Source organism: Dysgonomonas sp. GY617 (assembly GCF_015233815.1).
Taxonomy (GTDB): Bacteria; Bacteroidota; Bacteroidia; order Bacteroidales; family Dysgonomonadaceae; genus Dysgonomonas_A.
This window is the reverse complement of the sequence record NZ_JADCLR010000008.1, coordinates 1-14,778: the sequence shown is the minus strand read 5'-3', so window position 1 is coordinate 14,778 and position 14,778 is coordinate 1. Positions and strand designations below refer to the sequence as shown.

Annotated in this window: 13 protein-coding genes and 2 pseudogenes; 11 read left to right on the top strand and 4 right to left on the bottom strand. The window is 33.8% G+C overall.

The genetic code is table 11. The annotated features are described in order from the left end of the window. Nucleotides 1-327: 327 nt before the first annotated feature. Nucleotides 328-666 carry a hypothetical protein gene (locus IR022_RS08405; RefSeq protein ID WP_194203386.1) on the bottom strand — a complete coding sequence of 113 codons (339 nt, stop codon included), beginning with the start codon at nucleotides 664-666 and terminating at the stop codon, nucleotides 328-330. Between the two features lie 532 nt (nucleotides 667-1,198). Here IR022_RS08405 and IR022_RS08400 point away from each other — a divergent pair. From IR022_RS08400 to IR022_RS08390, 5 genes and pseudogenes are all read left to right on the top strand, one after another. Beyond that, nucleotides 1,199-1,438 (top strand): hypothetical protein, encoded by a 240-nt coding sequence (locus IR022_RS08400; protein WP_194203385.1) that lies wholly within the window; start codon nucleotides 1,199-1,201, stop codon nucleotides 1,436-1,438. Continuing rightward, entirely contained in the window at nucleotides 1,429-1,680 is a 252-nt protein-coding gene (locus tag IR022_RS20360) for a DUF6080 domain-containing protein (protein WP_410492809.1), read from the top strand. Before IR022_RS08400 ends, IR022_RS20360 begins: the two co-directional genes overlap by 10 nt. Before the next feature lie 349 nt (nucleotides 1,681-2,029). Further along, a pseudogene (locus IR022_RS20355) lies at nucleotides 2,030-2,275 on the top strand (DUF6080 domain-containing protein); the annotation flags it as partial. 294 nt (nucleotides 2,276-2,569) lie between these two features. Then, nucleotides 2,570-2,890 (top strand): annotated as a pseudogene (locus IR022_RS20350) (UbiA family prenyltransferase); the annotation flags it as partial. A 531-nt stretch (nucleotides 2,891-3,421) separates the two neighbouring features. After that, a complete protein-coding gene (locus IR022_RS08390) occupies nucleotides 3,422-3,712 on the top strand; it encodes an HAD-IB family phosphatase (RefSeq protein WP_194203384.1) in 291 nt (96 codons plus the stop codon). A 58-nt stretch (nucleotides 3,713-3,770) separates the two neighbouring features. On the opposite strand, the gene IR022_RS08385 is transcribed toward IR022_RS08390, so the two are convergent. Together IR022_RS08385 and IR022_RS08380 are read right to left on the bottom strand one after the other, a co-directional pair. After that, nucleotides 3,771-6,947 carry a leucine-rich repeat domain-containing protein gene (locus IR022_RS08385; RefSeq protein ID WP_194203383.1) on the bottom strand — a complete coding sequence of 1,059 codons (3,177 nt, stop codon included), beginning with the start codon at nucleotides 6,945-6,947 and terminating at the stop codon, nucleotides 3,771-3,773. 451 nt (nucleotides 6,948-7,398) lie between these two features. Next, nucleotides 7,399-7,575: a hypothetical protein gene (locus IR022_RS08380; protein ID WP_194203382.1), complete on the bottom strand. Its 177-nt coding sequence runs from the start codon at nucleotides 7,573-7,575 to the stop codon at nucleotides 7,399-7,401. A 653-nt stretch (nucleotides 7,576-8,228) separates the two neighbouring features. On the opposite strand from IR022_RS08380, the gene IR022_RS20345 reads away from it, so the two are divergent. The 6 genes from IR022_RS20345 to IR022_RS08355 all read left to right on the top strand — a co-directional run bounded on the left by IR022_RS20345 (nucleotide 8,229) and on the right by IR022_RS08355 (nucleotide 13,580). Next, on the top strand, nucleotides 8,229-8,384 hold the full coding sequence (locus IR022_RS20345; RefSeq protein ID WP_410492808.1) for a helix-turn-helix domain-containing protein: 156 nt from the start codon (nucleotides 8,229-8,231) through the stop codon (nucleotides 8,382-8,384). After that, nucleotides 8,332-8,769: a hypothetical protein gene (locus IR022_RS08375; protein WP_194203381.1), complete on the top strand. Its 438-nt coding sequence runs from the start codon at nucleotides 8,332-8,334 to the stop codon at nucleotides 8,767-8,769. Before IR022_RS20345 ends, IR022_RS08375 begins: the two co-directional genes overlap by 53 nt. A 172-nt stretch (nucleotides 8,770-8,941) precedes the next feature. Then, complete coding sequence (locus IR022_RS08370) at nucleotides 8,942-9,115, top strand: histone H1 (RefSeq protein WP_194203380.1); 174 nt, start codon at nucleotides 8,942-8,944, stop codon at nucleotides 9,113-9,115. A gap of 933 nt (nucleotides 9,116-10,048) precedes the next feature. Beyond that, nucleotides 10,049-11,665 (top strand): hypothetical protein, encoded by a 1,617-nt coding sequence (locus IR022_RS08365; protein ID WP_194203379.1) that lies wholly within the window; start codon nucleotides 10,049-10,051, stop codon nucleotides 11,663-11,665. A gap of 267 nt (nucleotides 11,666-11,932) precedes the next feature. After that, the gene (locus IR022_RS08360; RefSeq protein ID WP_194203378.1) at nucleotides 11,933-13,138 is read left to right on the top strand and encodes a TlpA family protein disulfide reductase; all 1,206 of its coding nucleotides are present in this window, start codon (nucleotides 11,933-11,935) and stop codon (nucleotides 13,136-13,138) included. Nucleotides 13,139-13,397: 259 nt separating this feature from the next. Next, a complete protein-coding gene (locus IR022_RS08355; protein WP_194203377.1) occupies nucleotides 13,398-13,580 on the top strand; it encodes a hypothetical protein in 183 nt (60 codons plus the stop codon). A 499-nt stretch (nucleotides 13,581-14,079) separates the two neighbouring features. Here the strand turns inward: IR022_RS08355 and IR022_RS08350 are convergent. Then, nucleotides 14,080-14,778 (bottom strand): hypothetical protein (locus IR022_RS08350; RefSeq protein WP_194203376.1); only part of this gene is annotated, 699 nt, incomplete at its 5' end.

The window sequence follows — 14,778 nt, the reverse complement described above, 5'->3', positions numbered from 1 at the left end:
TGAAGATTGAGGAATAGGGGGCGTAAAATATCTAAGAAGATGATGAAATTTTGACTATGAGGATAATATGATTTATCAAGGAAGTGATAAATCATATTATTCTCGAATAAATACTTATGTTTAAATCAAAAAATGGTTGAAATTCGTTTTTTTCAGATTGTTGTCCCCTTTTAATTTTACCATTCAAGTGAGTACCTTTTGGCTTTATCAAATTTAAACTGACAAGGTCAAGATGTCAAATAACAAATAATTTACTAGTAGTGTTTCTTCTATTAAGGTTACTTAGAGTAACAAATCTCCTTTTTATTAAACTAACAAAGGGGCATCCTAAACTACGATCGCCTTTTCATTCTCCACCTTTATATACTCTTTACTTTGAGCCGTTTTTATACCTCTATGCATGGCAGCTTCGACATTAGTTCCGGTTCTGGTGAAGCCAAAGTTTAGTCCGGCTATTTTACTCAAGTTTTTCGTCGGTAGACCTATCTGTTCCTGTCGAATATGCTTAATCATATTGGCAACTTCTTCGGGTGGCAAATCAACAGTATCTCTGTTCGAATCGGGTCTGTAAATAGAGAAAGAATTACACAGCTCTCTATCAAACCAAAAAAAGAAATTATTTAAGTCCTCTCTGTATGGCTCAGAATCGATATCATTGATGAACAAATAAACAGATTTTCAGGAAACATGATCTTCATGGAGGATGTATCCAGTCTGCTACAAGGAAATATTCGACAAATAAACACACATAAATACAAACCTTAATACTATCAGTCATTATCCAAAACAACAACAGGTTTCCTTTAACCAAGCTGAAAAATGAATATAGAACGTCTAAAAAGTTACATAAAATATATTTTGATATTGCGATCAATCTATATATGTCGATTCTTATAAAAAAACAAAATATGAATGAATTAGCTCAAAAAACGGATTAAATGTTTAATTTTGTAAATTATATCATTTATTGAAAAATGGCATTTATGCGGATATAACAACATACTTGACAATAAATTCAAGACTTTGTTTTTTTATAATATAGCTTGAGAGTGAGGTGAGAAGCTTGAGCGAAAACTAAATCATTTTTCTTAGAATAGATTTACAGATATTCCACGAACAGAAAAATATAAACGAATTACAATATGCAAATATAAAAAAAAACTGGAGCTGGAAAAAGGATATTAAACAATTAAAAGAAATGTTTAGGATTCTATTACCAATAGATAGATATGAGACGATTCTTTTTCTTCTTTATGGAATTATCGCTACCTTCTTTGCCACCCAAACCAATATTACAGATCAAATTGAAGGAAAAGCTGATGCCTATTTCTCTTTTGATTTTGCCTATATATTTCATCACGTGATTCAAAATGTTGAAGGACCATCCACTACTCAATTTATTTACATATCCGATCATCTATATAGGTATTGTTCTTAACTATATTTGCAACTGTTAAAGCAAAAGCAACGTTAATGGTACTTGTTGCTGCTTTTTGTATTAGTTTCTCTAATATATTTGTGTTCAGATATCTGAATAAGGTTGTAGGACTAAATGGATACATACTCTATCTAATCATATTATTTTATTCTCTATTCTCTATTCTCTATTTAAGTTTTACTATTGAATCTTTCACATTTTCGATATATGCTCTTACATTTATTCTTTATTATTCTGTATAAATAATAACATATCATTTCTAACAATTACTGTTGGCGGAATAACTATTACAAATTTCGCAAAAGGAATAATTCCGATCTTATTTATAGATAAACATAAAAAAACTATTTTAAAGCGAATCCTAATTATTGGAGGAATATTTGGAGTGCTTCTGATTATACTAGAATTTATTTTTCATATATTTTCAGCAATACAAGGTCGTCTAGATCTTTTTATTGTAAAAGAAGAGAGCATATATAAAGTAATAGATATGCTTTTGAGGACTCCTATTTTATTGCCATCTCTTATTACATATTTCCTTCATAATATAACCTTTGAAGCTATTAACGCAGGTTTAACCATTATTGGTGGCAATATTCGATTATTACAACAGTCTTTTTTCTGCCCCTCTTTGGAGTAGTTCGAAATTTTAAAAATAAACTTATATACATCCCTATTTTATTTTTTATAGTAGATATATTTATTCATGTTTTTATGAAATATGGCATTAATGATGAAATGATCTACGGAGGACACTGGGTTTTTATTGTTCCCATATTTATAGGTTGGTTGTATAAATCATTAAGCAAGAAACATACTATTCTTTTATCTTTTTAGTTATGATATTATTATTAATATTAGTAAATAATACTTATCAGATGGCTAACTTTATTGAACTTGCCATGAAATTATTTCCAGTATCTTAAACCTAGACTGATGGCTACTATTTATACTTATCTAAAGCTTTTACGGGCTCATCAATGGATCAAAATCTTTTCATTCAGCTTCTAACTTAGGGGATTTAGCCTATACTTTTCTTGCCTTTATAGGATTTTCATGCATTGCCAGCTCGATATACATAATCAATGACTGGATAGATATCGATGTTGACCGGCAACATCCAACCAAGAAAACCGACCACTTGCGTCAAAAACTGTCAGTATACAGAATGCTTTTATTATATGTGCATTTCTGATTATTCTAGGCTTTGCTATTTACCTATTTATTTTAAAAAATTTTGCAGTAACTATCCTACTTGGTTTCTATTTTCAGCTTAACATTTGCTATTGTTTTAAACTGAAACAATTGTCAATTATTGATATTACCATCGTTGCAACAGGCTTCGTTATACGGGTTTCTATTGGAAGCATTGTTACAGGAGTCAAATTATCATATTGGATTATTATTCTGACTTTCCTCCTAGCTCTATTATTAGTAGTAGGTAAAAGATGAAACGATATTGTTATCTTCACTGAAACAGGAAAAGAACTTCGAAAAAGTATTACTGGCTACAACTTGGAATTACTGAATACTATAATTATAACTATTGTAGCTATTATCATATTCAGTTATATCATGTATACAATTTCTCCGGAAGTTATCGTTCGGAATAAAGAATATGTATATTACCTCTCTATTTGTCATACTCGGACTAGTTAGGTATTTACAAGCTAGGTTATACTATTTGTGTTAATATCCATATTCAAACAGGTATAAAAAATGTCATTCCATAAAAAAAAATATAGCAGCATTTGATTTCATCCGATTTTATATTGGCACAAGCAAGCTTATAAAAGGACTTATTGTTCTATCCCCCATACTACTGTCTTGTAAATTAGGTTTCACTAAAAATAACATTGCAAAACAAAAACTCTTTTCATATTTCGTTAAAGATAAAAATATTGAAGAGTTTAATAAGCATATGCCAAAGCTATGCTCAATAGATAGATTATATTACTAAAGCTGTTGTTATGACAAGATAAAATGGCATCAAGATTAGAACATACCATTGTCATAGTGAATGCATCCATATCCAACTGGATAGAACCTTGGGCATCTAAGATAGGTATAGAAACCGTTTTAGCTACTGAAATATCAATTAAAAATAATCTCATTACCGGTTATTTCAGCTCTCCCAACCGCTACGGGCAAGAAAAAGTAAATCATTTGTTAACAGTATTCCCCAATAAGTCCGAATACATACTATATGCTAATGGAGACAGCTCCGGAGATAAAGAGCTATTAGCTTTACCGACTATACGACTTCTTTTATAAACCTAAAAAAGCGACTAATTAATTAGTCGCTTTTTTATTTGAGAATAAACTGTTCTTTTTATTTTTTGATAATCTTTTGTGTATACGACTTGTCTCCTACTTTAAATTTCAAGATATAAGTTCCCCTAGTCAGATGTGTCATATCAATTGATGAACTCACATTCGCTTGATTTAATACACGCATTCCACTAGTATTGTAAATTTGAACTTCGGAAATAGAGTCTGATGAGTCAAAATATAATATATCTGTCACAGGGTTAGGATAGATAGTTACATTTGTTGACTCCGATTCTAAAGATAAAGAAGAGCGAGTGGAGGGCAAGTAATCCGGCATATCCAATCCATCCGTAGCTGGCTTATCCCAAAAAATAAATGGATTTTGCTGAGCAATTCTTAATAAATCCGTCATTGTTTTCGAATCATCGGGATACTCAAGCTTGTATTGAACATAAAAACCTCTTAAATATCCTTTAGGCAACTCATAAAAACCATGACTTGGAGACTCTCCCAATGCTTTTTTCTCGATCTTAACTTCGAATACTCCATTTTGATGGTTTTGATAAAGCGTACTCAAAAAATTATAGTTTTCCAGATCGGGGTACCCTGATACGTTGATATATAGTTTATACCCTAGTTCTTCGTCAGTAAGTGGTCTGCAAAAACGAATTGGAGCCCAATGATAGAGCTTAGTATAGACTATCTCGGGATAATCATGCAACACTGCATAACTTATTCCCATAGGTAATACAGCCTTTTGATTTAATCCCTCAAAATCTCCTATAACTCCATTATATTGTACATTCATCCCTGTCTTATGATCCTTGAGTTGAATAACAGCCGGATTATTTAATCTATCTCCTGTTGGTAATAAATTAAAACCGTATCTATTGATATATTGAGATTTATAACCATTTGCCAGGTGAGCTATATCATTATGAATCGTTTTATCAAACCAGGTCATATATGATCTATTTTTAATAACAACTGGGTTATTATTATCTGTTTCGTTATATTGATCTGACAAATAAATTTTGATTTCATCCCTGGTGGCATTACCACACATCGCAAACAGCTGCATTGTAGCCTGAACCGAAGGTTCTGTCCAGATATTATATATTTTAGTATCACCTTCTAATAAACGCACCCGGCTATTCTTCTCCAAACGTATAGCATTTAGCCATAGCCAATCCAAATGTACGCGAGAATGATAAGTCCCATAATATTTCTCTATATTAGCCAGCTTCTCTTGATCAGAGGTGCCTTTCAGTTCTTCAAAATAAGATAATCGCTCGGCTACATTATCTGAGTTCTCAAACATCCATGCTCTCCAATGCCATAAATCAATCTGGGATCTTTTTATGGAATAGTTAGGCAACCAGGAATAATTGATATAGGCTTGTTCTTCAGACCCTAAGCTGGCAATATCAGTTTGACTTGTCATAACCTCATTTCTGAATGCACTATTCATCCAATAATATTCTCCTACGCGAACTGCTTCATATTCACCTTTGATCGTTTGTCCTGAGTCTTCTGTATAATATAAACTCACTTTTTGAACTGGTCTAGGAGCTTCCTCAATAAGAAAATCTTGCCATTGAGCTGCTGCTTTATATAAAGCAACACTTCCTTCTGCAACAAGTAATTTACAGGTCGTTTTATTAACTCCGCTGAATACGTTTGAACCTAATGCTGGAGGGAGAGGATTTAATGAAGTAATTTGCTCTAAAGTTGTACAATTTTGGAAAGCATTAGTCTCTATTAACACCAAAGATATCGGTAATATTATAGTTTTATTGAGGATATTCGAACCTTGAAAAGCCTCTGCTTTAATAGTTTTTAATCCTTCATTTAAAGTTACCGATCCATTATAGAATCGAAATGAGCAATTTGGTAAGATTTTCAAGTTGTTAGGCAGAATTACATGCCCAGTGTACTTACTAAAAGTTCCATACCATGTTTGAATTATCAGCTGTCTTTCAAAATTCTTCAAAAGATCAAACTCTGAAAAATCCAAGATAGGAGTGCCTTTACCACTGAAAACATTACCTCCCAATGTCGTTAAACTGGATTTAGCCGGATGTATGTCGATTAAGGACGATACATTTTCAAAGGCGGCATTTTCTATTGTCTCCAACGTAGAAGGCAAGACTAAAGTAGCAGACATATTCGAACCTTGAAAAGCCTCTGCTTTAATAGTTTTTAATCCTTCATTTAAAGTTACCGATCCATTATAGAATCGAAATGAGCAATTTGGTAAGATTTTCAAGTTGTTAGGCAGAATTACATGCCCAGTGTACTTACTAAAAGTTCCATACCATGTTTGAATTATCAGCTGTCTTTCAAAATTCTTCAAAAGATCAAACTCTGAAAAATCCAAGACAGGAGTGCCTTTACCACTGAAAACATTACCTCCCAATGTCGTTAAACTGGATTTAGCCGGATGTATGTCAATTAAGGACGATACATTTTCAAAGGCGGCATTTTCTATTGTCTCTAACGTAGAAGGCAAGACTAAAGTAGCAGACATATTTGCATACTGAAAAGCCTCTGCTTTAATAGTTTTTAATCCTTCATTTAAAGTTACCGATCCATTATAGAATCGAAATGAGCAATTTGGTAAGATTTCCAAGTTGTTAGGCAGAATTACATGTCCAGTGTACTTACTAAAAGTTCCATACCAGGTTTGAACGATTAATTGAGTACCAAAATTCTTCAAAAGATCAAACTCTGAAAAATCCAAGACCGGAGTACCTTTACCACTGAAAACATTACCTCCCAATGTCGTTAAACTGGATTTAGCCAGATGTATGTCAATTAAGGACGATACATTTTCAAAGGCGGCATTTTCTATTACTTGTACGCTAGATGGGAGAATAAGGGTAGAAGACATCGTAAATCCGCTAAAAGCAGAGCTTCCTATCTTTGTTACACTTTCGGGCAGAAGCAATTTGCTATAGCTTTTGTTTTGAAAAGTACCTGATGGTATCGTTCCATTTACAATATCAACATATGACATATTCAAAACCTTAAGTAAAGACATTTGCTTGATCGTTACAAAGTCGGCATCATTTATAGTACCAGTAAGGATTAATTCAACTACTTTAGTTTTCTCATCTCCCAAAGAAGTAGCCAATGTCCCGGGTACGGATACATCAATCGTTTTTGATAGTTGTGCTTGCACATATGTTATACTCAGAAAAAAGCTGAGTATAACTAAAAAAAAATTGTTGTTCATTTTGTTAATGTTTTTAATTAAAAGAGATTTCTGGAACTTAAAGTTTTATGAGAATTTAATTATGATACTAAAATTTGCTTTTATAATGATTCCTTTTAGCCAAGAATCACATCCACATCCTTATTACAAGTGTCGTTGAATTTGTTTATATTTCATAGCCGATTTACAATGGAGTATTTTTTTTAAGGGCAACTTTAGGTTAAAAAAAGATTCATGATTTGTTTGCAACTTTCTGCCTATAACTTTTGAATACATCTATACCCTCTTTTTCTTAGTATCATCGGTCAAATTCATACGGGTTAAAATGTGAATTTTTATATTGTATTTCTAGAGAACATTAAAATAACAGCGAATTGCTGTATGTAGATTTTTGTTATTTACGCTCGTTTTACGCCCGTTTTTGTATTTTGGACGTATTTCATAAGCACTCTATAAGTAATTACAAAAACACTTAAATAGGTAAGAACTCTCCTTCAATATTCTCAGTATGATAAATACATATATACTCTGGAAAGTTCTTCATTGCCCACGCAATAACTTGGAAAATTCCATTTACATAATTCTCACAATCAGTGCTAACTTTTTGCTGAGCGGTTTCTGAGGATACAATAAAATAGTGTATAGCCATAATAAATTTTTGTTAAGTTGCTTAACTGTATACATAGTGAAGCGTGAACAATAACTAAATTCGTCTTGTTGGTGTCGCAAATATCATAAATACAGTAGGTTACATCTGGGTTTTCGCATCGAAATCTAACCTATTATTCTCGTATTTGATATAAAAATTGGCGATTTTTAGGAAACAAGAATAAAAGTTAAAAGCAATATTTTTATTAATGCAAATATAATTGATTTACAGACATAATTCAAAACTTTATATTTGCATAATACCATTATGTATTGACTAATATATTTTTCTAAATACTAGAAAATAAGATTTACTTCTTCATTTAATCTGTAAAAAATCTAATATTAATCTCATCATTAACATATATATAAAACGAATATATCAAGAATGTACCATTAATTTTTGTTCTATTTTGTTATGTACATACACTATGCTGATATGTAAAGAAAATCGCCTTATTTTCCGATTGCGCGTACTTGTTATTACAAATCGGAAAATATAGAAAAACTATTAGCTAACTCAACAGAACTAAAAACATGGAAATAAGTACCATAACGACTGAAAACAATAGAATTAAAAAGGTCTTCAAGAAAATAGAACAAATAAAGAGTCAAGCAAAGGCTACACATTATGATGAATGATATCTTACAGATGTGGCTCTTTCTGCAAAATTGTCTGTCTCCCGCCGAACTTTGCAAAAATGGCGTAGCGATGGAATAATCGGATATATAAAACTTGCTGGGAAATGTTTATACTGTGAATCAGAGATTGAAAAATTACAGAAAGACAGCTACCACACTTCTTTTTAAGGAAAGGTGTTATCTTGATTTTTTAGAAAATGTAGTAAAAAGGCCTGATACGACTCAAATCATAATAATATACACAGATACTCTTATCATAGGAAACTTAAAGAAAGAAGATGTTCAACTTTTTCGAAATACAGAAGACGGCAAAATTAAAATTACGCAACCTGATATTGATTCTAGAGGACTTGGAATAGAAGGTATATTGACCAGTGAATTGTTTGGGTTGCCAACTACGATGGATGAATATACTCAGTCTATACTAGATCAACGAAATGAACTGTTAATTATTAAACAGCAAGGGCTGTTTCCTGAGCATACTTCTCGTCTTATAAGATACAATGCCTCATACTGGGCATCCTCTTTTCTTATTTATATTTATTCTTCTTGAGTATTGATCCTTTTATTGAGAAATTGTTAAAATATCGGAATATTGATCAAGATCTCTTCGAAAAAGGAATAGTTCTATTTACTTTTATCCTCAAATGTGAGTTTGACGTTAATGATTGCGGATTTAAGGTCTATAGTATATTATAATTCCTAATTAAAATAGAATAAGAACAATGAAGAATTTAGTCGAAAAGCTGAAAGAAACTTTTGAATCATTTGCAAAAGATGCAGCAAACCAAATGGAAAGTGGTAATAAGGCAGCCGGTCAGCGTGCAAGAAAGGTATCTCTGGAAATAGAGAAAGCTTTAAAGGAATTCAGAAAGAAATCCATCGAGGTATCAAAATAAGATTAATTAGTTTGGTATTTGTCGGAACTATCCGTATCGGGTAGTTCTTTTTTTTGAAAAAATATCTATGTGTTAAACATTCAATACCATCAGCTACAGCCAATAAGTCTTATTTTGCCAATTCTTCTATTTTAAGATTTAGATTTGATATAGGTTATATACTCGAACCAATTCTACATATTTACTCGTTGATGTACTTGAGTTACAATAATCAGGAAAATAATAGCCAGGATGGAACCCCAATTTTTCATATCGCGATTTTTTAAATATTGTTTTATTTTTTTTTAAGAATAAACACCATTAGTTGTATTTTCGTATTAATTAATAAGAAAGTAATATTGTAATAATTGCTTCTGTTTTAGATTTTCTTTATCTTTGTTGTTATAATCTAACCCTTTACTCAAACAATGGTCATAAAATTAACAAACATATCCACTAATAACAATCTAAAGTTTAACGATTTAGATTTGGTTGTGTGCGTTGAAATATTAGAGAGAGAGAGAGAGAGAGAGAGAGAGAGAGAGAGAGAGAGAGAGGCTAACTAGCGAACATGCTGTTAATAAAGATATTTTAGGCGGATTACTCCGTCTTTTTTTGTTATTGCGTTTTTTATACATATTCTTTTCAACTTTTACATATTTCCCCAATACATATAGTTGTTCCGGTAAAGGTTTTCGTATTTCTGATTTGTTTGTTGTCGTTCAAAATCAGTACGATATTTCCGTTTATCCATGGCACAACTATGTCCGGCAGCGGTGTGTAGAGATTACATGCTGCTGCTTTCTTATAACTTGCAGCATAACAATTTGTTTGGACTGTCTTGTTATTGCTTTTATTATTCTGGCTATCCTAATAAATCGAAGCTGTTGTCGAAGGTATGTCCGACAGTATCCCATTTACCAATAAAAATTACTAACTAATATAAAATAACAAATGAAAAAATGTTTTATACTTCTTATGTTCTTCTTAGGCATCTATTGTAATGCCCAAATCGGAGTCAATACCGAAGATCCCCGGGTGACTTTCCATATGGAAGCTTATTCGTCGGGTGCAGTAACCGGAGAAGGCTTGATCGTAACGCGATTAAAGAAATCGGAGTTGATTTCCCGTGATTCATTCTATCCTGGCGCCTTGGACGACGCTTTAGGCTTAGGTCGTGAGGGTACCTTGATTTACGTCTATGACATAGACGTTATGACCTCTAGCCCGAAGACCCAAAACGTTATTAGTGAAGATTATTATTACTTTGACGGTGTTATGTGGCAGCATGTAGGTAATTATGCCGAGAAGCAATTTTCCTATTTTGAGAAGCAGCCTATGTCTTTTTCTTTTTATGAACTTGGAACTGAGATTCCTAGCTCTTTGAATATCGAAGTTCATGGTCCCGGAATATGGAGTTACCAGTGGTATCAGGTAATCGGAAATAATGTCCATGTTCGTATTGGTAAGCCTATCGGCAGTCTCGGTACAGTTACGGGTAGCGGGGCTACTACAACGAGTTTTACTCCTACAGGCACTCTTAAAGGAACTACCCGTAATGCCGCAAATTGTGGATTTTATAAATTTTATTGTGTTGCTACGTCTAATCTGGGTACCCGTATTGAGTCGGATATTGCAGAAGTAGCAGTTGGTTGCGGAGCCAAGAACATTCAGGGTGAATGGATCAGTTTTCTGTGCTTTAATTTAGGCGCAACAGAGCAGAGTATTTCCGGACAGAAGAGCCATAGCCTGAGTTTCTCACCCGGTAACAGTTCTGACGGCCGTCATTTCTATATTTCCGGGGAGGAAACTGTTTACGGTGATTTGTATCAGTGGGGTCGAATTGGCGACGGACATGAGAAACGCGGAGTCTCGGCTGGTTTTGTCCCGGGCTCCAATGTTGCGGGTACTAACCAAGTGTCTTATAACACAACCACACCTCCTGTTTATGAGGACGGTAACCTGATAGGTGCATCTCAGCGTTATCCCTGGCGTCAGATCACTCGTTCAAGTGTTACTGCTAATAATTATTACGGTCAATTTATTATTACGAGCGAATACCAGAATTATAACTGGGCATTTAACCTTCCTTCTAGTCAGATCGATCAGTTGTGGCGTACGGGCCGTTTTGCTGCTAATGATCCTTGTGCTAAGATTAAAGAAGACGGATTGACTTACGAGACGTATTATCCGGCAACTAATGGTATTTCCGGATCGAATACCGGTTGGCGTACACCTTCTCAGGATGAATGGGGAAGTATTTACAAGGGTGGTACTATCTCTGGCTCTCCGGAGACAGCTGTCGCTAATACCTGGGAGTGGTATGGTTCTAATGGTCGGGGTTATGAAATTAAACCGGACGGTTTTACTACTACACTTTTTCTGCCTGCCTGCGGCTACCGGAGCAACGGTCTTGGTTCGCTATACTATCAGGGTAACAACGGCCTCTACTGGAGTATTAGCGCTAGCGCTACCAATGCGTCTGGCCTGAACTTTAGCAGTAGTAACGTGTACCCAGTCGGCAGCTTCTACCGTGGTCGCGGGTTCGCTTTGCGTTGTGTCAAGAATTAATAATAACGTAGAATAGAGAAGGAAAGACCTGCAAAAAATTAAGAGCAGGTCTTTTTTGTATATTCAGTATTGAAAAGCATCATCTTTATGATATATATATGATATAGCTTTCTTTATTTTACCAAACTTTTTATCGTTTATCGCCAAAATTATCGCTGGTTGTACTTATTGAAATACGGTATGTCTTTATATAAGCTTTTAGGTATAAATTGTAAATCGTCTTGTGTTGAAATATTATGTTCTTTGTAATTATAAACCGCTTTATATATGAAAAAAATAGAAAGAACCCTTTTATTCCTGTTTTTATTACCTCTTTTCCTCCTTTCGAGCCAGACTGTACAGGTTGACCTGGATTTGCCTTCCTGCCGAAATTTACAATACTTTTTGTCATTGCATAGAGGAATTGCCCAAGATACAATTGCCACAGGGCGTTTTGATGACAAAGGCAATGCTTCTTTTTTTCTTCCGGCCCGGGATTCGGGTTATAGGAATGTTGGGACTTTTTGGGTGCCTACCACAGCCAAAAAAGGTAATGTGATTTTTCACGGGGAAGATGAAATCAAAATCGGTGAATCGTCAGGCGCAAGCGCAAAGGATGACCTTATCATTGTCGTATCGGAAGAAAACTCTTTTATCCAGGAGGTTTTTAGCAGTTACGGAGATATTAATAAACGATATTCGTCTGCATATACTCTGAATGAGAAAGATTCCCTATTGAGGGAGTATAGAAATTTTCGGAAAAAGATTTTAGGGAGTGACCTGTATGCAGCCAGGCTGAGCGAACTATTGATAAGCCTGACGGGGCAGGGAAGTGCCCTTGACTTACAACAGGATACTCTGCTGCAGGAACAGAATGAGTATCTGACGAATGATTTGGACTTGAAAGACTTATATACGAGTGGTTTCTGGAATCTGGCTATTCAAGCTTGGTATCAGAGTTGCCATGATAATGACAGCTTGCTCTTAGCCGGAAGCCGTAGGCTCCTTGACAGGGCTTCGGATATTAATGTTCGCCGGGAGCTGGCGCAAACACTGATCCGCATGTTTAGTAAATATGGAAAAGATAGCCTGTTGGTATCTATGGGAACAGAGTACCTGACTATGCCTTTAAATGGTCAACCGGCACCAGAGATAAAAACAGACAGTTTATTTATTTTACCCAAGAAGAGCCTTATAGTCTTTTATGAGACCGGTTGCGGGAACTGTCATCGGGAACTGGAAGAGCTGAAAGGAAAGTATTCTCTTCTTCAGGATAATAAGATCCGTATTATAAGTATATCTGCGGATGTGGATAAGGATACTTATGAAGGTACAGCCCAAAGTTTGCCATGGTCTGATAAATATTGTGACTTACAGGGATTTGACGGAGTGAATTTTCGGAATTATGGTATAATAGGGACTCCGACTTTAATCTTAACGGATGCGGATGGTATTGTTAGAGGCAGGTATGTGAGTGTACGAGAATTATTATAGAAGTAATCATTGTTATATATCTTGAGCCATCACTAAAATTAGAGGAAGTGCAGCCGAGAGTCTAGTTTTACCTGAAAGCGGATCCTATGCCTTTAATGTAAAGTTATATACAACTTTTAGTGATGCTTCAGAAAATAGTATTCTTCCTAGCAATGCAGGAAAGGTAGTTGTTTATGTAGGTATTTGGATTAATAATGTATTAAATGATGTAAGTGAAATCTTTTTTATAGCATCTCCTTTTGCAGATGGCTCTACAGCTTTGAATGGTTCAAATCTAACCAATGTAATTTTAGGATGCTCGGGTAATGCCGGGGATCAGGTAGATATCCGGTTGGGATTTCTACAAAGCAGTGTTAGTTCAGGAGAATATATAAGAAGTCAATACTCACCTTCTGTGAATCCTGCTTCAAATGCAACAAGCATGCTATTTTGGAAATTGTAGATTGTTTTCACCCCTTCGATTGAAATTCGAAGGGGTACCTTCGCAAATGCATCCATATATTTTATATAGAATAAAGTATTTTGCCCAATAAGTGAGAAAAAATACTAATAACTAAAAATGGGTGAAAGTTTCTCTTGTTGTTGTCTTTTTTCACATATATTCTATCAGAGATTTATTTGTAACCATTTTTGAGTATTTAGCGTTACGGAGAGTCTATTGATGTGGTATATTTATTTAGTCTTAGACCTAAATAGTATATCTAATCTAGTGTTTAATGTATTCTTTTGTAAATAGATGTCTTGATTGATGAGAATCGTTTTCTTTATTATAAAATTTTTTCTTAAACACTAATATATTTAGCTGTTCCGGTGTAGTTTATAATTCATCCTAAATTGTTGTCGTTTTTTTATTTAGGGGTTACTTCTTTAGCATCTCTCTGGTACAGCTATATTTGATAGTATTATGTAGTGATTACATAATACTATTTTTATTTATAAGCTTATAATAAAATCAGATCTTTAGTTATATTTGAAATCAGCTCTCGTTGTAAGTTTAGAAATTTAGCCCGTTGTATTTCACCACTTCGGGTGATAAGTGTAGAGTATTTTTTTAGAGAGTCCAGCCATTTTTTATGCACCAACGATGCTTGAGTATTAGAAATACTTATCGGATCCGAAAAGTATGACCAAAGCTGGGTATAGGTTTGTCCATCGTACTCAAAATAAGAAGAATTAGATTCAATATTCAAAGAGGAAAAGTATACCAGTACTTCTGATCCCATTTGATTTACCCCTTTCAGTGTCATTTTTTCTAATAGATCTATGCATTCATACAATTCCTCTTGTATAACCCGTAATTCAGATTCATTAATTAAGTTTCTTTTATAAAAATAATTAATGTCCAATAGAGTTGATAATATGGTGTTTTTATCTATGATGATTTCTTGTTTACTTATTACCTGAAAATTATATTTCAATTCTTTCTGTAAATTGAGTATTTCTTGAGGGATATCAAAATCTGAATAATAGAAATTTAAGGGGACATCTTCCGTCTGGTGTATCCATTTATAATAATGGAATTTAGTAATATTAGGAAATGATATAGAGAAAATTGTGGGAAAATGATTTCCAGCCAATATGACTTTTGAATTAGTCGCATTACGAACTTTGTGTAAAACATCTATAATCTCTATAATAAC

Bases quoted from the DNA above. Each gene is read 5' to 3' on its own strand.
- IR022_RS08385 (WP_194203383.1), bottom strand. From the start codon at position 6,947: ATGAACAACAATTTTTTTTTAGTTATACTCAGCTTTTTTCTGAGTATA.
- IR022_RS08380 (WP_194203382.1), bottom strand. From the start codon at position 7,575: ATGGCTATACACTATTTTATTGTATCCTCAGAAACCGCTCAGCAAAAA.
- IR022_RS08365 (WP_194203379.1), top strand. From the start codon at position 10,049: ATGAAAAAATGTTTTATACTTCTTATGTTCTTCTTAGGCATCTATTGT.
- IR022_RS08370 (WP_194203380.1), top strand. From the start codon at position 8,942: ATGAAGAATTTAGTCGAAAAGCTGAAAGAAACTTTTGAATCATTTGCA.
- IR022_RS08360 (WP_194203378.1), top strand. From the start codon at position 11,933: ATGAAAAAAATAGAAAGAACCCTTTTATTCCTGTTTTTATTACCTCTT.
- IR022_RS08400 (WP_194203385.1), top strand. From the start codon at position 1,199: ATGTTTAGGATTCTATTACCAATAGATAGATATGAGACGATTCTTTTT.
- IR022_RS08390 (WP_194203384.1), top strand. From the start codon at position 3,422: ATGGCATCAAGATTAGAACATACCATTGTCATAGTGAATGCATCCATA.